The sequence below is a fragment of the Macrococcus animalis genome, assembly GCF_047425875.1.
Lineage (GTDB): Bacteria > Bacillota > Bacilli > Staphylococcales > Staphylococcaceae > Macrococcoides > Macrococcoides animalis.
Genome location: NZ_CP179727.1, coordinates 2,430,597 through 2,452,249, shown reverse-complemented (window position 1 = coordinate 2,452,249; position 21,653 = coordinate 2,430,597). Strand labels below are relative to the sequence as shown.

The 21,653-nt window shown below is 30.3% G+C and carries 24 protein-coding genes; 20 read left to right on the top strand and 4 right to left on the bottom strand.

The window, feature by feature from the left end:
• Positions 1-60 precede the first annotated feature (60 nt).
• Both ACMGE9_RS13045 and rpsI read left to right on the top strand, forming a co-directional pair.
• Positions 61-798 carry a class I SAM-dependent methyltransferase gene (locus tag ACMGE9_RS13045; RefSeq protein WP_414043196.1) on the top strand — a complete coding sequence of 246 codons (738 nt, stop codon included), beginning with the start codon at positions 61-63 and terminating at the stop codon, positions 796-798.
• The gene (gene rpsI, locus ACMGE9_RS13040) at positions 798-863 is read left to right on the top strand and encodes a 30S ribosomal protein S9 (RefSeq protein WP_414044509.1); all 66 of its coding nucleotides are present in this window, start codon (positions 798-800) and stop codon (positions 861-863) included. Before ACMGE9_RS13045 ends, rpsI begins: the two co-directional genes overlap by 1 nt.
• A gap of 302 nt (positions 864-1,165) precedes the next feature.
• Here rpsI and ACMGE9_RS13035 read toward each other — a convergent pair whose 3' ends face one another.
• On the bottom strand, positions 1,166-1,504 hold the full coding sequence (locus tag ACMGE9_RS13035; protein WP_414044508.1) for a hypothetical protein: 339 nt from the start codon (positions 1,502-1,504) through the stop codon (positions 1,166-1,168).
• 749 nt (positions 1,505-2,253) lie between these two features.
• Complete coding sequence (locus ACMGE9_RS13030; protein ID WP_414043195.1) at positions 2,254-3,429, bottom strand: MFS transporter; 1,176 nt, start codon at positions 3,427-3,429, stop codon at positions 2,254-2,256.
• A 441-nt stretch (positions 3,430-3,870) separates the two neighbouring features.
• Here ACMGE9_RS13030 and abc-f point away from each other — a divergent pair, with 441 nt between their 5' ends.
• Together abc-f and ACMGE9_RS13020 are read left to right on the top strand one after the other, a co-directional pair.
• Entirely contained in the window at positions 3,871-5,487 is a 1,617-nt protein-coding gene (gene abc-f, locus ACMGE9_RS13025; protein ID WP_414043194.1) for a ribosomal protection-like ABC-F family protein, read from the top strand.
• A 62-nt stretch (positions 5,488-5,549) separates the two neighbouring features.
• Positions 5,550-5,927 (top strand): bleomycin resistance protein, encoded by a 378-nt coding sequence (locus ACMGE9_RS13020; RefSeq protein ID WP_414043193.1) that lies wholly within the window; start codon positions 5,550-5,552, stop codon positions 5,925-5,927.
• A 235-nt stretch (positions 5,928-6,162) separates the two neighbouring features.
• On the opposite strand, the gene ACMGE9_RS13015 is transcribed toward ACMGE9_RS13020, so the two are convergent.
• Positions 6,163-6,660: a TetR/AcrR family transcriptional regulator gene (locus ACMGE9_RS13015; RefSeq protein WP_414043192.1), complete on the bottom strand. Its 498-nt coding sequence runs from the start codon at positions 6,658-6,660 to the stop codon at positions 6,163-6,165.
• A gap of 123 nt (positions 6,661-6,783) precedes the next feature.
• On the opposite strand from ACMGE9_RS13015, the gene ACMGE9_RS13010 reads away from it, so the two are divergent.
• The 15 genes from ACMGE9_RS13010 to ACMGE9_RS12940 all read left to right on the top strand — a co-directional run bounded on the left by ACMGE9_RS13010 (position 6,784) and on the right by ACMGE9_RS12940 (position 18,514).
• On the top strand, positions 6,784-7,824 hold the full coding sequence (locus ACMGE9_RS13010; RefSeq protein ID WP_414043191.1) for an acyltransferase family protein: 1,041 nt from the start codon (positions 6,784-6,786) through the stop codon (positions 7,822-7,824).
• A gap of 66 nt (positions 7,825-7,890) precedes the next feature.
• Entirely contained in the window at positions 7,891-8,280 is a 390-nt protein-coding gene (locus ACMGE9_RS13005) for a hypothetical protein (protein WP_414043190.1), read from the top strand.
• Between the two features lie 50 nt (positions 8,281-8,330).
• Positions 8,331-8,555 carry a type II toxin-antitoxin system RelB family antitoxin gene (gene relB / locus ACMGE9_RS13000; RefSeq protein ID WP_414043189.1) on the top strand — a complete coding sequence of 75 codons (225 nt, stop codon included), beginning with the start codon at positions 8,331-8,333 and terminating at the stop codon, positions 8,553-8,555.
• Complete coding sequence (locus ACMGE9_RS12995; RefSeq protein ID WP_414043188.1) at positions 8,552-8,818, top strand: type II toxin-antitoxin system RelE family toxin; 267 nt, start codon at positions 8,552-8,554, stop codon at positions 8,816-8,818. The genes relB and ACMGE9_RS12995 overlap by 4 nt, the downstream gene beginning before the upstream one ends.
• Positions 8,819-8,925: 107 nt before the next feature.
• Positions 8,926-9,291 (top strand): GntR family transcriptional regulator, encoded by a 366-nt coding sequence (locus ACMGE9_RS12990; RefSeq protein WP_414043187.1) that lies wholly within the window; start codon positions 8,926-8,928, stop codon positions 9,289-9,291.
• Positions 9,292-9,293: 2 nt separating this feature from the next.
• Positions 9,294-10,397: a DUF1648 domain-containing protein gene (locus ACMGE9_RS12985; protein ID WP_414043186.1), complete on the top strand. Its 1,104-nt coding sequence runs from the start codon at positions 9,294-9,296 to the stop codon at positions 10,395-10,397.
• 72 nt (positions 10,398-10,469) lie between these two features.
• A complete protein-coding gene (locus ACMGE9_RS12980) occupies positions 10,470-10,994 on the top strand; it encodes a GNAT family N-acetyltransferase (RefSeq protein ID WP_414043185.1) in 525 nt (174 codons plus the stop codon).
• Positions 10,995-11,068: 74 nt separating this feature from the next.
• The gene (locus tag ACMGE9_RS12975) at positions 11,069-11,599 is read left to right on the top strand and encodes a DinB family protein (RefSeq protein WP_414043184.1); all 531 of its coding nucleotides are present in this window, start codon (positions 11,069-11,071) and stop codon (positions 11,597-11,599) included.
• Positions 11,600-11,609: 10 nt separating this feature from the next.
• Complete coding sequence (gene aac(6') / locus ACMGE9_RS12970; protein ID WP_414043183.1) at positions 11,610-12,047, top strand: aminoglycoside 6'-N-acetyltransferase; 438 nt, start codon at positions 11,610-11,612, stop codon at positions 12,045-12,047.
• A 132-nt stretch (positions 12,048-12,179) separates the two neighbouring features.
• Positions 12,180-13,397: an ATP-binding protein gene (locus tag ACMGE9_RS12965; protein ID WP_414043182.1), complete on the top strand. Its 1,218-nt coding sequence runs from the start codon at positions 12,180-12,182 to the stop codon at positions 13,395-13,397.
• 135 nt (positions 13,398-13,532) lie between these two features.
• Positions 13,533-14,795 (top strand): Y-family DNA polymerase, encoded by a 1,263-nt coding sequence (locus ACMGE9_RS12960; protein ID WP_414043181.1) that lies wholly within the window; start codon positions 13,533-13,535, stop codon positions 14,793-14,795.
• A gap of 174 nt (positions 14,796-14,969) precedes the next feature.
• Positions 14,970-15,521 carry a GNAT family N-acetyltransferase gene (locus tag ACMGE9_RS12955; protein ID WP_414043180.1) on the top strand — a complete coding sequence of 184 codons (552 nt, stop codon included), beginning with the start codon at positions 14,970-14,972 and terminating at the stop codon, positions 15,519-15,521.
• Between the two features lie 143 nt (positions 15,522-15,664).
• The gene (locus tag ACMGE9_RS12950) at positions 15,665-16,147 is read left to right on the top strand and encodes a GNAT family N-acetyltransferase (protein ID WP_414043179.1); all 483 of its coding nucleotides are present in this window, start codon (positions 15,665-15,667) and stop codon (positions 16,145-16,147) included.
• Between the two features lie 179 nt (positions 16,148-16,326).
• Positions 16,327-17,322, top strand: coding sequence for an ArsR/SmtB family transcription factor (locus ACMGE9_RS12945; RefSeq protein WP_414043178.1), 996 nt, complete (start codon positions 16,327-16,329; stop codon positions 17,320-17,322).
• Complete coding sequence (locus ACMGE9_RS12940; RefSeq protein WP_414043177.1) at positions 17,315-18,514, top strand: MFS transporter; 1,200 nt, start codon at positions 17,315-17,317, stop codon at positions 18,512-18,514. The genes ACMGE9_RS12945 and ACMGE9_RS12940 overlap by 8 nt, the downstream gene beginning before the upstream one ends.
• An 89-nt stretch (positions 18,515-18,603) precedes the next feature.
• Here the strand turns inward: ACMGE9_RS12940 and ACMGE9_RS12935 are convergent, their stop codons facing one another.
• On the bottom strand, positions 18,604-19,818 hold the full coding sequence (locus tag ACMGE9_RS12935) for an MFS transporter (RefSeq protein ID WP_414043176.1): 1,215 nt from the start codon (positions 19,816-19,818) through the stop codon (positions 18,604-18,606).
• A gap of 93 nt (positions 19,819-19,911) precedes the next feature.
• Here ACMGE9_RS12935 and ACMGE9_RS12930 point away from each other — a divergent pair, with 93 nt between their 5' ends.
• Positions 19,912-21,522 carry an ABC transporter substrate-binding protein gene (locus tag ACMGE9_RS12930; protein WP_414043175.1) on the top strand — a complete coding sequence of 537 codons (1,611 nt, stop codon included), beginning with the start codon at positions 19,912-19,914 and terminating at the stop codon, positions 21,520-21,522.
• Positions 21,523-21,653: the final 131 nt, after the last annotated feature.

The following is a 21,653-nucleotide window of genomic DNA, read 5'->3' as shown; positions in this document are numbered from 1 at the left end:
TTTTTATAATCATCTATACAATTAAGTTACTGGGCCCAAGTATTAATAGGAGTTGATTGGATGTCACAAAATATTTATGATAATGAGCATTTCTACAAAGGTTATACAAAGATTCGTAACAACAAGTTAAGCTATAATGAGATAATTGAGATGCCAGTTATGAAGGCAGAGCTACCAAATATTGAAGGAAAAATGGTATTGGATATTGGCTGTGGAATGGGGAAGTTCATTCAGTATATGCTTGATATGAACCCAAAACAAATTGTAGGATTAGATATTTCTAATAATATGATTTCATATGCGAAAGATAATATAAATGATGAACGTGTTTCGTTTGTGGTCTCAGATATATTATCATTTGAAACTGAAACCAAGTTTGATGTCATTGTGTCTAGTCTTGCATTTCACTATGTTGAAGACTATGAAGCACTTATTCTAAAATTAAATGGCATGCTAATTAGAGGTGGAGTATTACTGTTTTCAACAGAACATCCACTCACGACTGCAACGAAGCAACAGGAGAATTGGTGCCATGTAGAAAGTAGACACAATCATTATAAATTAGATCATTATTTTGAAGAGAGTGCTAGACCGATTGAATGGATTGAGACTGAAGTCATAAGATATCATCGAACGATAGGGACTTTAATAAATACTTTGATAGAAAATGAGTTTCAAATTGAACGCGTTATTGATACAGGCAATACTGAAATTTCACTAAAATTATGGGATGAAGAAGATATTATGAAAGTAAATCATAGACCGCCGTTTATAGTGATAAAGGCAAAAAAACAGTAATGTATGAACGTAAGAAGCCAGGTCTTAAAGGCGCTCGTCGTTCACCACAGTTCTCAAATCGTTAATATCATTGTTATATCAGCGTTTAAAGCACTCTTTGGATTATTCCAAAGAGTGCTTTTTTGTATTTTTATAGAGGTATTTAGATACACTTTTAGTTACCTTTTGGGGAACTATCTTGTTTCAAAACTGCTTAAATTTCAATAATATGAAACCATATGAAATGACCCGGTTTTTCTCTGGGATTTGTACGTAAAAGGATAGATCTTAAAATGATCTATCCTTTTTTACGTGTATATTTAGCTTTATTATATTATAGTAAATAAATCTGTTTTCTTTTGTCATAATGATATTTATTTTGATAAAACTATCTATATAGTTCTTTTATAAAATCAATATGTTGCATTAATTGATCAATTATATATATAGGCGACAAAATTTTAATATTATCACCATAAATAGTTAATTGAGATACTAGAAATGGAACTTCTTCTTTTGGGAGTATAAATTCTAGTGCACCCCAATTTGAATCAATCCAATTAATATTATTAAAATCTAAAATGGTTGAATTACAAATTCTTAAGGCTTTTCTATTTATTTTAATTTTAACAGTTACTTGATCATTATTATTACAAGAGTTTTGGTTTTTAATAAATTCTTTAACACTAGGTAGATTTGTTTCAGGACTAATTGAATCATGCTTTATTTCAAGTTTTTTAACACGATCAGCTCTAAATACTTTTATCTTATTTGATAACTACTCAAATGCGCAAAAATACCAAAATCCATTAGTTGAATATATTCCTAACGGAAAAATAGTTTTAGAGTCTATTCCATTAACTGAATCATAATCAATTTTTAATGAATTTTGATTTAATGAAGCTTGAAATATAGTTTTTAAAAATGGTGATTTCTCATTTCGTTTTGGTATTTCTATATATAGATCTTTTTCCATAATTTCTAACTTAGCTTTTAAGGAGTTGGTTGACTGATTCAGCAGTTTTCTTATTACTCTTTCTATTTCGAACGTGAAAGGAGTATCTTGATACTGAAGTAGTTGTTTATATATTATGATAAGTGAAATTATCTCTTCTTCGAGGTACCTATTGAAATGTATGATCTTGATGTAAATTCAGTAGAGATGAATCTGTACATCAAATGCATGAATTGGTGCAAACAAAGTGACATTAATCATATTAGTGACCTGTCTACACGTATCGTGACTGAATCATCTTTCAATAAACTATGGATTAATAAATGCAAAACTGAAATGGAATTAATAGATGGTATTTAAGATATCAAAGTTGCTAATCACTATTATGAGAAATAATCTAAATAATATACAAAGGCTATTTCATTACGCTGTGATAGCCGAATCTCATTAGATTAATAAATAATCCCCTTCAATTTGAATGTGTATTCAAATTGAAGGGGATTTATTTTATTAGGTATGTTTTAGAATATTTTTCTATATCGATATGTGAGTATACAAATCAACAAGTAACTAAACGATGCAATTATAAACACAATTGTTAGGTTATAATGTTCTCCAATTGATGACATAACAAATGTTGAGATACAAAATCCTAGGCTATAAATCATTTGATTAAGCGTGTAAGTATCAATTAATGTTTCATGGTTTAATTGCTTTTGTATTTCTGTATGAAGTGTAATTGATAATAATTGTTCAAAAATTCCATGAAACCATGATAGTAGCACAGCAATCAACAACCATCTGTTTATACCAAATAGTATTGTAACGATTGATAACAACAAATATCCACTGACGTATAATTTCAGTATTTTATATCGTTCAGTCATGTAAATGATTCTTGATCCAACAAGTAAGCCTACAAAGAATCCCATATTAATTATTCCAAACCAGAACGATGGGACATTTAAGTATTCTTTTACAAAAGCAATCATGATTGCTGCTATCCAAACTGCATGACCAAATGATGCGAAGAATGTATTCCAGTTTAAATAGTTACTGTAGCTAGACTTTCGATTACTTTTAATGACTTCGCTAAAACTTTTAGAGCCAACAATTTCTTCTTCTAAAGTATTGATACTAAAGTTAATCTTCATTATATTTATCACTGAAACAATAGATAAGATGATACATGTTATTATCAATCCATCACTATGGAGTACTGCCAACAACATACTTCCTAATGCCCATGCAGAAATTTGTACCATATTATTCATACTGCTAATTTTAGTGTTTGCCCTTAATATATTGTCTTTAGACTCAAAGTAGGGTATTAATGTATTGCTTAGTGGATTTGTAAATCCATCTAAGAAAGCAATCATAAATGCTAACCCTAAAAGAAAAGCAAAGTGCATTTCAAGATACATTGTAAAGACTAGAGTCGTTAACATACAGCATTTCATCATTTGATTAAAAACTAATATATGCTGCTTTTGAAATTTCGAATATACTTTCGGTGCAATAAATCCACTTAGAAAGTATGCAGACGTTATGAATATTGGCACTAATGCACTGAATTGAATTGAGTCTGTCGACTCATATAAATAAGCAATAATCGCAATGATATAAATATTATCACTTGTGTTAGCGAAAAATTGGCTAAAGTATAAGTGTTTAAAGTTATTTGTAAATCCTTTCATGATTCCCTCCTAATTTAGAGGATCACAGACTTACAAATACAATTTATTATTCAATTTTTATTGGACTTGCAAGTCTATGTCCTCATTTATTGATTAGAAAGAAATCATTACATATAAGATCACCTTTTTAATTTAATATTATTCTATTTATCGTATCATTATCAGAAAATTTGTACAATAGTATTATTTTTATATCTAATTTTTTATTATAATTTACTATTTGAATTTTCTAATAACTAATATATAATATTATTAATTATTATGATCGGAGGTGTTGGTATTGTTTTTAGAAGTTGCGAAGCGTATGCGTTTTGTTCTAACCGTACGTGGGAAATTTGCGTTTAAAATTACAAATTGGTGGAGTCTGGCCTTTTTTAAGCAAATACAACTTCTAGAGGAATACTAAACACCGTTCCTCTAGCAAATTAGAGGAGAGAAAAAATGAATATTTTAAACGTAGCTCAAGTATCAAAGTCTTTTACTGGCGATGTTATATTTGAGGGCATTAAATTTGAAGTCAGTCAGCATGATCGTATTGGTCTCGTCGGAAGAAATGGTGAAGGTAAAACGACTTTATTCAAACTCATTTCAGGAGAAGAGCGTCCTGATAGTGGTTTTATTAGTTTATCGAAAGATACGCGTGTTGGTATATTGAGTCAAATTCCAAACTTTGCTGATGATATGGATGTCTATTCGTGTTTAGCACAAACGTTTGTCGAACTTGATTTAATCGAGCAGAAAATGAAAGATTTAGAACTAAAAATGGCAAGTGAGCCAGATAATCTTGAGAAGGTTTTACGTCAATATGCTAATATTCAGGAGCAGTATGAAGCACTAGGTGGCTATGAAAAGGATAGTAAAATCAACTTTGTCATGCATGGTCTTAAAATTAATCAATTGGCTAACAGACAATGGTCCTTACTTTCTGGTGGGGAACGTACTAAAGTCGGTTTAGCGATGTTATTACTTCAATCTCCGGAATTATTACTTCTGGATGAGCCTACAAATCATTTAGATATTGATAGTATTGAATGGTTAACCCAATTTATTAAAACTTATAAAGGTGCTGTTGTTATCATCTCACATGACCGTTATTTTCTTGACGAAACAGTCAATAAAATATTCGAGATAGATCAACAGACACTGCATATCTATAATGGCAACTATTCTTACTTCGTTAAGGAAAAAGAAGATAGAATCTTAAGAGAGTATGAAGAATACAAAAATCAACAAAAGAAAATTCAAAAAATGAAAGCACAAATTAAACAACTAAAAATTTGGGCGAATCAAGCTGTGCCACCAAATGCTGCAATGCATCGTCGTGCCAAGAGTATGGAAAAAGCTTTGGCGAGAATAGAAGTAAAAAAGAAACCTATTATTGATTCTAAGACGATGCAGTTAGATATACAATCTACTGATAAATCGTCTAAAGATATTTATACTTTAATTGATGTCGCGAAAATGTATGATGATATATTATTTGAGCATGTAAATATGAAAATTAGACGAAATAATCGTGTTGCTATTGTTGGTGCCAATGGAACGGGTAAAAGTACGATTTTAAAAATGATGTTAGGGGAAGTTGTTCCTGATGAAGGAGAAATAATCATCGCTCATAATATCAAAATTGGCTACTTATCTCAGCATCACTTTAATGAAGAAGATGATTCTGTAATTGAGGCATATCGTGCTTATGCATCTGTAACAGAAGGTGAAGCACGCAATCATCTTGCTGGGTATTTATTCTATGGATATGATGTATTTAAGAAAGTGAAAGACTTAAGTGGTGGAGAGAAGATGCGTTTACGATGGGCTCAAATTATGTCGAATGACTTTAATGTACTCATATTAGATGAACCTACAAACCACTTAGACATTGAATCCAAAGAAATATTAGAAGATGCTTTGGATAAATTTGAAGGTACTATTATCGCGGTTTCGCATGATAGATACTTTTTGGATAAATTTTTTGATGTTACTTATTGGATTGAAGATAAAAATGTGAAAATGTATGTAGGAAATTATAGTTATGCGAAGCAGAAGAGAGCTGAATATTAGCCATTTATATAAATATTATCTTTGTGGATAATGAACTTATTATATTTTTAGGAGACCAATCTATGATTTTTAATGCACTTATCCCTGAGTTTGAAGTTTCGAATATTGATGCTTCAATAAGATTTTACATCGATATACTAGAATTTATCTTAGAATATGAAAGACCTGAAGATAAATTTGTGTTCCTTTCTAAAGAAGGAAGTCAATTAATGCTAGAACAAACGACAGACAACACTTTGGAATATCCATTCGGTAGAGGATTTAATTTATCTTTTACAGTAAAAGATGTTGAATATCTTTATAGTAAATTATTAAACGAGCAATATCCGATTTATAGATCACTTGAAACTAGGACTTTTCGAGTTGGCAATAAAGTAACAACACCAAAAGAATTTGCTATCAATGATCCAGATGGATATTTGTTAAGATTTCAGAATTAAATAGTGATGCATTTGAGAATGATAAAATTTTTATGCTGACATTTTTTATAATGTAAATTCACCTACTACTATAAAACCTAAACCCTCAAATATTATTAAAAACCAACTTCTGTCTGAAGCATTGTCTTTTGCTGAATTTGGTTTTTATTTTATGTTTAGTTATTGACTCGTTTGATATACATTTACTTGTTTAATTGCTTTTTCAATATTCCTTATAAAAATCATAATTTTTTAATCAAATTTTATTAATTATTCGATCAAAAGTCTCATTATCTATTTCAATGTTGTTATTAATCGAATACATTAATACACTCCACATACCACCATGATTATATACAACGTTTATATCGTTAAGATCGTCTTTTGAAGTAGATGATTTTATTGCTAATAATATAGTTAAAGAGGGGATGTATATCTTTTGCATTTGATCATTTATTATTAATACTTTTACAAAGTCCTTTTGTTTATACCAAAAATTATAAAACTGACTTTCTATATTTTGATTATCATTTTTAGTTTCTTCGAGTTTTTCTTTATATTGTGTTAACAATTCAGATACCATTTCATCCAATAATTCCATCGTATTGTTGTAGTATCTATAAAATGTCCTTCTTGATACTTGCGAGACATTACAAAGTTCCGTAACCGTAACTTCACTTATCATTTTATTGTTTAATATTTTTAATAATCCCTTTGTAAGGAGTTGTTTTGTAGCTTCGTTATTTATTTTCATATTATCTCCTTTTTAGGTTACAACTTAGCTGATTTTGTAGCACTTGCTGAAAACCTATAGATATATACATCTCTTGTAAGTATATTATAGGGGCTACATACATTCTAGAAAAGAGGCGTTGTTATGAAAAAGTATTATATTGATAATATGAAAAGTTTCGTTATTATTTTAGTTGTTATATTTCATGTTATTGCGAGTTTCTCATCCAATAATTCTGTTTTAAATTACCATGCGGAAGGCATCCCATGGTTTGATGCTATAGGATATCTCTTATATCCATGGTTTATGATTTTGATGTTTATTATCTCAGGTATGACTGCACATTATTCTTTAAGAAAGAGAACATCTAATCAATTTATGGTTGATCGTATTAAATTTGTACTTATTCCATTTATCATTTTTCAACTTACATTCGGAGCGATAACTTCTTGGTTTTCTTTTGAAGTCAATAATATGGTTGATAAATTATCTGAATTACCGGATTCAGTGATTAATGTCATTCGCGTGATGAATGGTATGGGACCATCTTGGTATTTACTACAGTTATTTATTACTTCGTTCATCTTTTGGTTAGTATTGAAATTTATTAATCTTGAAAAATATCGCGATAAACTTTCAAGTCTAAATATTTTAGTTATCATCTTATTAGTGATCCCTATTTTTATTAGTGCGCAATATGGCTATATTTTATATACTTTTAGATTCTTTTTATACACGTTGGCTTTCTTCTTAGGATATTTAATCTTTTCTAATGAAGAAATTTTATCTTTGTTATCGAAGCACAGTATTATGCTTTCGATTTGTTCAATTGTTTTAGGTATTATTCAAATGACTATGTATTGGGGTAAATCTTATATGGTCATTGTTAATGAACCTATGGTTGTATTGTTTTCGTGGTTCAGTGTATTAGCTGTTTTAGGATTATTCTATAAATATGTTAATAGTACTAATCAAACTGCAATATTTTTATCTCAATATTCTTATGGCATTTACTTATTTCATTTTTTACCGCTTACGATTGGGGCATATCTGATTGATATTTTCCATGTTCATTTATATTTAAGATATTTTATTTTATTGCTATTTACGTTCATTTTTTCAATACTTTTTACAATTATGATTAAGAACATTCCGCTTGTTTCTAAACTTTTTGGATTTAAGTAGGTAAAAACTTATCATTTGATGATATGCTTTTAGTTGAATAACAATCTGACAGGATGTGCGTAACGTATGAATATCGACGATCTTAAACTCACTCAACTTTATTTAAATCAACGTAAAGTGAATGAGATAGGTGAATGGTTAGATGATAATTCTATCCAAAATACAATAATCTCAGTAATTCACTATGACAATCAATTTTATATCGTTGATGGTCATACACGTTGTTTCGTTGCCTTCAATGCTGGTATTACTCAAATACCAATTGAAATATATGATATTGATCCAAATTCAGTAGAGATGAAACTGTACATCGAGTGCATGAAGTGGTGTAAAGATAGTAATATTAGACACATTAGCGATTTATCTACTCGTATTGTGCCTGAAGATTCTTTTAATCAACTTTGGATTAATAAATGTAAGACTGAAGTGGCATTCTTAACTCGAGGTATATTGTAATATTCCACAATATGTAGTACAATTGTGTTACACGAATAGGAGATGATACTATGGCTACTATTACTATCAGAGTGAGTGAAGATGAAAAAAACTTTCTGAAATACATGTCAGAATTTATGAACTTAAGTTTAACTGACTTAATTAAAAATTACACTATTGAAGATTTAGAAGATTTATTTGATACACATGTTGCTGATACAGCCTATGCCGAATGGTCTAAGCATAAACAAACCATACCACATAAGGATGTCATGAAAGAATTCGGGTTGTTATGAGCTATAGTGTCGAATATGATCCAAAGGCGATTAAACAATTACGAAAAATGGATCCTCAAACTAGCAGATTGCTTTTACAATGGATTAATAAAAATATTGTGCATTGTGAAAATCCAAGAATTTTAGGAAAAGCTTTGACTGGTAATTATAGTGGTTATTGGCGCTATAGAGTTGGACAATTTCGTATTATTACTAAAATAGAAGATGACAAATTAATCATTTTAGTGGTTTCAATTGATCATAGAAAAAATATATATCGATGAAAAATTTGTAATCCTACACCAATCTGTTATAATAAATGTATAACAGATTGGTTTTTATTTTTGCCTATACATCTGTTCTATACTTTATATAACAGAGAGGTGAGTTTATGTATATAGAAATTGATGAAGCGAGTAGTACACCGGTATATTTACAACTCGCTAACCAAATCATTCACCACATTGCAGTAGGACAAGTTGTCCCGTATGATCCTTTACCATCCGGCAGATCTTTTGCGAAGAGTCTTCAAATTAATATGCATACGGTAAATAAGGCATATCACTATTTGGAAGAGAAACAGCTGATTCAAGTTCAGCCGAAGTCAGGTGCTATCATTCATCCTGATGCATTAAAAGTCGCAACTGATGCTGAGAAAGAAGATTTACTTAATCGTTTGAAACCCATTATTGATGAGGCGAAGTGTAAGCAATTAAATGTGAACGATTTACTGAAATTAATCGAAGGAGAGGGTTAGTTATGGAAGGTTTATTATTAAGTGGATTATTACTTTTAACAGGGTTATTATTTTTATTAAATGCACGTTTTGTCCGTCGAAATATTTTATTTAGCGTGTTTGTCCCTGAACAAGAAACGAATAACAGCATAATTCAAACCATTAAATCTCGTTTTATTAAACAAGTGATTGGACTTGCTGTTGTTATCGCTTTGCTAAACGGCATTACGTTTTATATATTTCAATCATCTACTGGTGTGCTATTATTTGTTATTTGGATTCACCTTTTAATCATTGGAGGTGTTTATCTTTATAAACAAGCACACGATCATTTAAAGTCTGTGAAGACACAAGAGGATTGGATGAAAGATATTAAAGTTGTTAAAGCTACAGACACATCTTTGATGGTTGAAAGTTCTCCATTACCAAACTTTTTATTTATCATGCAATTCATTGCGTTTATCATTGCTTTTATCTTTGTCGCGATGAACTATGATAAAATCCCTGAAGCGATTGCAACGCATTGGAATTTTGAAGGGAAAGCTGATGATTTTAGTACGAAAAGTTTCTTTAGTGTTTATGGTGTCGGCTTGATTGGTTTAGTGATTTTATTTGTATTATGGGCAAGTGCGAAAGGGACGAGCTTCTTTAATACAACGGTAAATCTCGCTGCGAAATCAGCGTCATTAAGTTATATCAAACAGTCTAAACTCATCAATAGCATGATGATTCACTTATTATCGTTTGCGATGACTGTTCTGTTTATTTTAATTTTGATACGACCTGTGATTTACGAAGGGGATTATTTACCGAATGGCATCATGATGACCATTTTAGGATTGATATTATTAATCACCGTTGTTTGTATTTATTTACAAGTTGCTGAAGATCGTAAATTTAGAAAAGCGATTGCTTCATCTTCTACTGACAAGGCACCTTATTTTGATGAAGATAATTATATTATGGGATTATTTTATTATAATAAAAGTGATATGAATGTTTGGGTACCAAAACTAAGTGATATTGGCATGACGCTCAATATGGCGCGTCCGATGTCTTGGTTTATCGCTTTTATGCTGATTGGATTACCCTTTGTCATCATTGCGCTTATTGCAATCTTCTCATAATTAGGAGGATTTGATGTTAACTTCATTTTTTCATTTACCTTTATTTTAATATTTTTTCGAAGGAGGCTTTATATGATTACGTATGAAATGCTATCTAAAGATGATGCGCATCATTTACATGACTTTTTCACTCTGGTATTAACACATACATTTAATAACAATGGCATTGAAGATGATGAAGATTTGCAAGTTGAGATTGATAAGAAAATGGCTTATGTAACGTCTTACTTTGAGCATCATAAAGATATTTTTATGGTGGCGAAAGAGAGTAATGCACTGGTTGGCATTATCGGTTTCTATCAACCAAACGTTATTATTCATGAACTATTAGGAGATAAAGTTGCTAATATGAAAGAAATGGGCTCACTTTATGTTCATCCTGATTATCAAAATCAAGGGATAGGAAGTACGTTAATTACTCAGATGACGCATCATTTAAAAGAGCAGGGTATTCAACAGTATTGTTTTGATTGTGGGTATAACAAGTCTATACAGACATGGTCTCGCAAATTCGGTGAACCAACGTATTTCTATAAAGATCATTGGGATGTTGGAGATCATCATGCTGTTTGGATTGTTGATATTAAGGATGTATAATAAAGATAAGAATATTGCATTCAATATAGCTTAACGTTGTGCTTTATTTATCAAATCGTCCGGAGGTGTTACCCATGCATCCAGAGATTGAAACAGCCTTTAATGATTTACATCAGTTAAGAGATGAATATTTTTCCTCACCAATATTTATTAATGAAATAAATAAACATGTAGCACAAGATAAATGGAGTGTTGGGGAAGTGATTTATCATTGTTATTTATTGCTTAAGTTGACACGACAGTTTACAAAGTATTATGTGCCAATCGCTAAACATTGCGTTGCTGTAATACCGAATCATTCTTCTTATAATAATGACATGCATAATATTTATGCCGGTAAAACAATGAAAGCTCCCGCTATCTTAAATCCAAAACTTAACGTGGAATATCGATTGGAAGATTTATTCGATTTACTCGAAGCAGAGACTGAATTATTAAAAGAACAAGTCGGTTTACTGAATGATCAACAAGTTCAAAAGATTCGATATCCAGACCCTGTACCTAAATATCCTAATGTCGTGCAGGTTGTAAAGCTTTTATATATTCACGAAAAACATCACTATGAAGTAGTGAGTGCAAGAAATGAGCAATATCATAGAGATTAGGAGTAATGAAATGATCCATCGACTGACTCAAGAAAAATTAGATAGTGTAACGCAACTTGCGCTAAAGCTTTGGCCAGATAATCAATTTAATCATTTGAAATTAGAGTTTAATGAAATCTTGAATGATGACAATCAAGGTATATTTCTTTTCGTTGCAGATCAAAATGATGTAGGCTTTGCTCATGTCAGTTTACGTGTTGATTATGTTGAAGGGACAGATTCAAGTCCTGTCGGTTTTCTTGAAGGTATTTATGTCCTACCGCGTTATAGAAATAAAGGTATCGCACGAGAACTGATTACAACGTGTGAGCAATTTGCTAAAGATAAAGGCTGCACTGAATTTGCAAGTGACTGTGAGCTAACAAATCTAGATAGTATTTTAATGCATGAACAATTAGGGTTTGAAGAAACCAATAGAATCGTGTGTTTTAAAAAGAAAATTGAATAATTTAAATGTTAACCGTACTTATTCCGGCAAATTTGGAGTTGTACTCCATATTTGCCGGACTTTTTTGATTGATTTTCAAATTTTTATCGGCTAATATGGAGTTGTATTCCATATTAGCCGGAGGTGAAATTCATGTACATCCACAGAACAATTGAAGATACATTGCTAAAAGTTCAACAAAATTTTAAAGTTGCTTTAATTACGGGACCAAGGCAAGTCGGTAAATCTACTGTATTGAAGCATTTATTTGGTGATGATTACGAATATGTCACTTTAGATGATTTGTTCGAATTGAATCTTGCGAAAGAAGATCCAAAGCTCTTTTTTATGAATCATCCTGGGAAATTAATCATTGATGAAGTGCAATATGCACCTGAATTATTTATAGAAATTAAAAGACTCGTTGATCAAATCGATGATTATGGACAATATATTTTAACAGGTTCTCAAGGATTTAGTTTAATGCGTAATATTTCTGAGTCCTTAGCAGGTCGCGTTGGTATTATTGAAATGAATGGTCTGTCTACACGTGAAATTGTTGGTGATGATATGTTATCACCATTTATTCCAAATAAAGATTTTATTGCTGCAAAAAGAAAATCTGTTGAATTAAGTGAGATGTGGCGTATCATTCAGCGTGGAAGTTTACCTGAGCTGTATAAGAACGAAAATCTCGATTGGGACATGTATTATGCTTCTTATGTAAAAACATATATTGAACGAGATGTCCGTGATTTGCTTAATGTTAAAGATTTAAATCTATTTTCTCAATTTTTAACGGCATTAGCTGCACGTACTGCTCAAATGTTGAATTACAACACGATTGCAAATGAAATTGGTGTTGATATAAAGACAATCAAAAGTTGGATTAGTGTACTTGAAACATCAGGGATTATATATCTTTTACAACCTTTTTCTAATAATAGATTGACCCGTGTTATTAAAACACCGATGTTATATTTTAAAGATACAGGGCTTGTTTGTTATCTACTGAAATGGAAAACACCAGAAACACTAATGAATGGTGCAATGAGTGGAGAAATTCTTGAGACATTCGTGATTTCTGAGATCATTAAGTCTTTTAATAATGCAGGGATAACTAATGTACCTATAATGTTCTATCGTGATAGAGATATGAAAGAGATTGATGTCATTATTGAAGAAGATGGTGTTTTGTATCCAGTTGAAATAAAAAAAACATCGATGCCAACATTAAAAATGGCCAAAAATATAGCTGTTTTAGAGAAAGCTGAAGGCTTTTCAATTGGTAATCAAATCATTTTAAGCTTTGTTCAACAAAAAAGTTATTTAGCTTATGATACGATTACTTATCCTATTTACGCCATTTAATCCTGTCCAAAGTAGTCTATAAAGGCTACTTTTTTATTTATCTAAAATAAGAACATACGTTCTATTTTTATTGAAATAGAACGTATGTTCTGTTATTATAAATATATCATCAAGATTATAAAGAGGGTGCTTACTATGTATGATTACAGTCTATGCGAGAAGAGAAACGTCCTCTGTATTGACCAGAAGAGTTTCTTTGCGAGTGTTTCTTGCATTATGAAAGGCCTTGACCCTATGACAACAAAGCTCGCTGTTGTCGCTGACACGAAACGTCAAGGTTCTGTTGTACTTGCTGCCACACCGCCACTGAAAGCGATGGGAATTAAAACGGGTTCTCGTTTATTTGAAATCCCACATCGTTCTGATATTTATATTATTAACCCTTCCATGTCCAATTATTTAAAGATTGCAAGTCAGATTTCTGAGATTTCATTACAATACGTTGCACCTGAAGATTATCATCAATATAGTATTGATGAATTTTTTATGGATGTTACTAAGAGCTATCAATTGTATGCAAAGACACCTTATGAGCTTGCGGCAAAGATTAAGAATGAGATTTATGATAAGACACAAATTCAGTGTGCTGTAGGAATAGGAGATAACGTACTGTTAAGTAAGATTGCCTTAGATATGGAGGCAAAGAAACAACCGGACGGCATTGCAGAATGGCATTATGAAGATGTTCCGGAAAAGATGTGGTCGATTGAGCCACTTAGTAAGTTTTGGGGGATTAATCGTCGTACGGAGAAGAAACTCAATCAGAAGGGCATCTTTACGATTGGACAACTTGCAAACTACCCACATCACTATTTAAAGCGTGATTTCGGGATTATTGGAGTTGATTTACATCTTCATGCGAATGGTATTGATTCAAGTTTAATTCGAGAGAAACATCATATTTATAAACCTTCGATTAATAAGAGTCAGATTTTAATGCGTGATTATCGCTTCGATGAACTGCGCGCTGTCGTGTTAGAACATGTTGAAGAAGTGACGTTTAGATTGCGTGCAGATAATATGATTGCACGTACGATTTCTTTTACAGTGAGTTATAGCGATGAGGGGAAAGTAAGTAAGAGTTATACGTTATCTGAGGGAACAAATCTAACTGCTGATATCTTTCAAGTCGTGTGGGGATTTATGATGCAGCTGTGTGATAAAACACGCATGTATAGAACGTTGAATATCTCTTTGACGAATTTTATACGTGAGGAAGACCGCCAGTTATCGCTCTTTGTTGATGAATTTGAACGCGAAAAACAAGAACGCCTAGAGAAGACAGTGGACCAACTGAAAATAAGATTTGGGAAAAATAGTGTACTGCGTGCAGTGTCTTATACTGAGCAAGGTACGGCGAAGAAGCGTAATGGCCTCATCGCTGGTCATAAAGCTTAGATATTATAATACCCCCTAGAGCTACAAGGCTTTAGGGATTTTTTTGTGTTTCGTCTTTGCCCTTAGTTAATTGCCATATTACTAGTCTTTTTAGAACTCACATTTAATTATGTGGGTGTTTTTTGTTATGTAAAAATGTATAATTTATATAATTAATAGGAGAGTAGGTTAATTATGATGAAAATAGACATAAACTCAAATTTAATATTAAGAGAATTAAAAATAGAAGATAGTAGAAATTTTTATGAGCTTTTAAATAGAAATTATTATTATTTTTTAGAAGCACTGAATTGGATGGATAAAGATGACTTAAATAATCAAGCAGAAGAAAGTATAAAATTGAGAATAAGTATGAAAAATCAATTAAATAACCTACCAGCATGGTTTGCAATTGTATACGAAAATAAACTTTGTGGGATGATTGGATACAATGAAATTGATAATGATAACGAATTAGGTGAGATAGGTTACTTTATAGATGAACAATATTCCTCTAAAGGAATTATGACATTAGCTTTGAACACAGTATTAGAATATAGTTTTTCACAACTTAAATTGAATAAAATAGAGCTGTATATTTATGAAAATAACATCGCTAGCTGTAAACTAGCTGATAAATTTAATTTTAAACTCGAAGGTAAAATAAGAGAGGTACTAAAAATAAATAATGATTACTTAAATCAAAACGTATACGGGTTACTTAATTCAGAGCATATTAAGCAATAGGAGAGTAGGCTGATCAGGTGAGTAGTAAGAATGAAGTTGTACTCATTATAGATTTAATCATTACTATTAGTTGGTTCATATGGCCGGAAGAAGCGTAAGGATACAATTAAATAACAACAATCATACTAATCAGGAGGTTATTTATGGAATACGAAATTATTCAATACAACGATTCATATAAAGAACAATTAATAGATTTTATCCTCGGTATTCAAAAAGATGAGTTTGAAATTCAAATCAGTAGAGAAGATCAGCCAGATTTAGAAAATGTTCAAAGTAATTATTTAGATAAAGGCGGTCAGTTTTGGTTAGCCGTTAATAATAATGATAAAATAATTGGATGTGTCGCACTCGTTAAACTTGCCAATAACAATGCCGCACTGAAAAAAATGTTTGTCAATCAAGATTATAGAAATTTAAAGATAGGGAAGAAGCTATTAGACAAAGTAATAATAACGGCTAAAAATAATAGCATCGCTTCAATTTATCTTGGTACAATCGATAAATTTGTAAGTGCACAACACTTTTACTCAAATAACGGATTTACATTAATTGATAAGAAAGATATACCTGATGATTTTCCTGTAATGGCAGTTGATAATCGTTACTATATGAAAAATTTATAGTTCATCATTCTTTACAAAACGACAAGATTATATAGTACCCCTAAAGTTAAACTTTAGGGGTTTTCTAATGTATTTCATATTTACAATCATATTTAAGCTTGTAAATATGAAACACATAATTTATAATTCTTTCACCATAATCAAATTTTATTCGAAGTCTTTCGAATGGAGGAATTAAAATGAAAGTTATTGAAGAAATAATTTATCAACAAAATCAATTTATTTATGAAAATAGACCTGAACAATATCCTATATTATTAATTGGAGCAATTTCATATTCCAAATTACTCAATCAATTTAATGATTATCAAAATTACAACAATATCATTGAAAATTTATCTAAAGATGAAAAGAAAATATATGATGAAATAATTAACAATCAAACCTGGAAAATGCTTCAAGTGTTATGCAATGAATACTATGTTTCAAACAGTCATTTACAACTGTCATTTGAAGAATATATCCTAAAAATAAGTGAATGCAACGTGAAAACATACATATTTCCATTTCATAAAACATTAACTATAAATAAAATTTCTTCATCATTTAAAAATAAGAAAATAAGAAAACAAGTATATGACCTTTTTGAAAGTCACCCATATAATAATCAAATATTAAACTTTGTTTATAATTATTCAATACAAGAAATCAAAAATATATTAATTAGACACTTAAAGTTTGCATGTAATTTAGTAATTAATGAAAAAAACGCTACATATTCAGTAAAGAGGATTAAAAGAGATCAAATAGTAGATTCTGAATTAATTGAAGTTATTCAAAAATACGAAAAAACAGGAAAAAATATTAGATTAGTCAATCAAACTGCTTACAAACCATTCATATTAGTAAGTGAGAATTTAAATGAAATCATTCTATATATTCCACCGATTGAAGAAAGTATAGCGACTCCAAATATTGATAAAGTTACTAGTTTAAAAGCAATGGCAGATACAATAAGATTGCAGATTTTAAGAGAAATAAAGATGGGTAACAATTCATTAAATCAACTCACTAAAAATATTGATGCTAGCAAACCTACAATTCATCACCACATACAAAAAATGAAACATAATAATATTCTCATTCAAAAAAATAATAATTATTTTGTAAATGATGAAGAGATTGAAAAAATATTTAACTATGTACATAAATTTATAGGTACAAAGTATGAATAAGAATAAAATTACCTTTTTTAATTTGTGGTTAGGACTCATGATTTCAGAACTGGGTGGATCACTGATGACATTTTCACTTTCATTACTGGTATATAAACAAAGTGGTGATGTCAAAGATATAGGGATAATGTGGATACTGTATTTTATTCCATCAATTATAGTTCAACTCATATCTGGACCATTCTTAGATAGATATTCAAAAAAGAAAATACTTGTATACTTACAAATATTTAAAGGAATATTGCTAGTATTATTTATAATTATTTATATTAATACTAATGCTTTAATCGTAATATATATCTTTCAAATATTTATTGGAGCCATAACACCAATTTATACGCCCGTAAGCCAATCAATATTACCTGAAATTAGCCGTGACGAAGATTTAGCATTACACAACAGTGTTATTGACGGCACATCAAAAGTGATGATTGCAATAAGTCCTATAGTATCTGGTCTATTAATTAGTTATATAAATGCATACATTGCAATCTATCTAGCCTTTTTATGTTTTATAAGTAGTGGTATTAGCTTAATGTTTCTAAGAGATTTTCATATTAATCCACTTATTAAGAATAGTTGGATAAACGAACTAAAAGAAGGTTTTAGATACTATAAAGAGCAAAAAAATGTAAAACATCTAGGATATTTATTAATGAGCGTTCAATTTACTGTGGGTATAATTACAGTAATTTCATTACCGTATATTTTAAAAATCTTAAAAGGAGATATGAGTAACTATGGAATTTTTATGGCTTGTTTTCCAATGGGTTATGTCATAGGAACCTTCGCTATTAAATGGACTACTAAGTTCAATCAATATCACGTAATGTATATGATGATTCTAATAGAAGTAATAGGTTACTTATGCTTAGGGGTTAGTCAATCAATTTATTTGTCATACTCCATTGAACTCGTGAGTGGGGTAGCATTATCAATATTTAATAGTTATAATACTTTACTTGTTCAAAAGACAATAAAGAAAGAAATAATGGGGAGAATTTTTAGTATAAGATTAGCTATTATAAGATTTTCTATGCCTTTAGGTATTGTAGTAGCAACTTTATTAGTTGATATAATAGGAATCAGGTCATTGTACTTATTAAATAGCTTGATAATAAGTACAATACTCTTAATTTATATTTATATATCAAGAAAACAGAATGTTATTATAAATAAACGTCAATTTTAATGAAAATGTTAAAACTTTTTATTATATACCAAAAAGAAACCATTGAGTTTGTTCACTCAATGGTTTCTTTTAATATCTAAAAATATTATTTAACTTTCCGTCTTCACAAATAAACTAGACATATAACAAATTGAACCGATTAACACAATCACAAACATCACACCACTCATCGCATATGGATTAAGATAAGCGCCTAATATGATGGCAAATTTGGTCATTAAGTCAGTCGCATTAAATCCTAGATTTGAGAAAGCCCCATATGCTCCGCGTTGATCAGCTGGAATAAGATCTAATTCTTCGGCATTCTTGATTGGCGCATAAATTAATTCTCCAAATGTTGCGATTGTAATGGCAAGGAGTATGATCCATAAATTATTTGCTGAGGTAAGAATGACATAACCTAGTCCATAGATTACTAAACCACAAATCATGATTTGCTTCACCTTAAATTTTTGAATCAATCGTCCGACTATAAAGGTGAATGTCACAACAATTAATGTATTCACAATGTTTATAGTAGAGAACATCCTCACACCGGTCATTTTGAATCCGTTGATATCAATCGTCTCAAATGTTTCAGCAAGTCTTACTGCTACATAACTACTTGTCGATAGTTCAGCATACATAATACAAATTGAGCCTATAACAAGAATTACAAAGGGCTTGTTTTTAGAAACTTGAATATAACTATGAAGAAGATCTTTGAACACATTTTTATGTGTTTTTTCTGCAATAAATGCTCTCGTTTCTGATATAAATATTGTATAAACAATAGCAATTATAAGCGAAGAGAACGCAAGAATTAAAAAGAGTAATAATTTGTGATCATGATAGAACAGTCCACCAATTGCTGCTCCCAGTGCAAGTGATAAATTGATTAGCCAATAATCCAATTGATATATTATTTTTCGGTTTTCATTTGTTGCAGAATCTTGAACTATTGCGCGTAATGCAGGTCTTCTAAATTGTCCAACAACTAAATTAAGGACGAAACCTACTAAGAAAGGAATAAGTGTATCAAAGTATATACCCATTGCCATTATTAAAATACAAACAACTTCTAAATAAGACATCGATACAAGTAATTTCTTCCTAGGTAATCTATCACATACATAACCTGCGATAATATTGATAAAGAATGATAGTAAAACTGTAAACGATAGAAAAGTACCTGCAAATGTCTTATCAACTGCTTCAGTTAAATATAATGCCATAAATGGCCAAACAGAACTTCCAGCAATTCTATTTACAAAGGATCCCCACAGCCTGACATGAATATTTATTGGTAATTCTCTGATTTTCATTGTCAATTCACCTCCAGTAATATAAGTTTAATATAGACAGATTGAAACAAAAATGGACAAATCGTCAATAATGTCTACTTTTAGAGGTGGAAGATGGAAAAGATTTTACTAAGTTTATATCAATTACGTCATAAAGATTATTCTCAAAAAGAATTAAGTGAAATATTAAAAATCAGTCAGAAACAATTATCACGAAAACTAGATATATGGCAATTTGAAAATGTACTAATTTATGAGAGTGGCAAAGGGCGAGGAAACAAAACGAAGATACAATGGTTAATAGATATTGAAGCGATTTATTATGCCAAAGTAAAACACTTAATCAAAACGGATACACTTGATAAAGTGGTTCAATACCTCGCTTGGGACTGGTCACCATTGCAACAACAAATATTATTTAAAAAAGTAAATCCACAACTAGGATTATATAAAATATCTGACCATAAAGAAAAATTGACGATTACAAAACGATATAAATTATTTACCGTGCATCCATTAGAAGCAATTGAAGCGAAAAGCGCAAATGTAGTAATGAGTGTGTTCAACAGATTATTCACATATAATGAAAATGAACAACTGGAATACAACCTGGCCCATCACTATGAACTAACAGAACAGTATATTGATATATATTTAAGACCTAATGTTCAGTTTCATGATGGCACATTACTTACAAGTGTCGACGTAAAAAGATGTTTGGAGACTGCTAAAAAACATCACAACACACAAGAATTACTAGCACCAATCAGTACAATCACAATAATTAACCCACTATCACTGAGAATATATTTCAATCAGTGTCCACATATTCTAGCATTGCTTAGCTTTGTACCACTCAGTATATATAAAGTGTCTAAAGATAAAATAATAGGTACAGGACCATATTATATAAAGGCGAATAATGAAGTGAAAACCGTATTGAAACGCTTTGATCAGTACTATGCGCACCGTGCGTTTATCGATACGATTGAAATGATTTATATTCCAGACTATACGCAAACAATCATTGGTAATCCAGAAAACCCTCTGACAACAATAGAAAAAGAGATGGGTTATTATTATTTATGTAAATCTGTTAATAGTCAATTAAACGCCGACCAAATTCAATACATAAGAAATACACTCATCGATCATTACCGATACGCTATAAACAAGCATTTCAAAGTGAGTTTAAATTCCCCCAAAGTACTAAAACAATCAAAATATATTAAATCTAAACAACTATTACCACCGATATTTACATCACCCGTTATGATTGATTGCATTGGGAAGAATGATATTAGAATACAGTTAATAAAGACGACTTTAGAAGAACATAACGTACCCGTTCACCTTAATTACATTAAATTTGATTATGTTATGACGAAAACACATTTGTTTGAAGGAGACTTCTTCTGTTTTGGAGAATACTTAGAAATACCGGAATCAATATCTTACTATAATTTTATCTTTAATCCGTCATCGTCTATTTACAATATATTAAAAGCATATCCTTGGTTTGAACCATTAAAAAAATATTATTTATCAACACCCTTTGATAAATGGCCAAGAATAAATCATTTACTCGATAGATGGCTACATAAAAAAGGCATACTTTTCCCTCTATATAATAAGAATATAAAATTAAAGTATGATAGTAATATTAATGGCGTTAAAATCAATGAAATGGGATTTATTACATTTCAAGATATTTGGATGAAGTAATAAGCGAGCATATAAAAATTTCAAAAGGAAGTATTAAAATAAAGGAAATAGTGCGCTAAGAAAAATGTGATTCATTAGACAGTTGTCAACTCTTCATGAAATAACATAATTGAACCTCTTCATTCGTATTT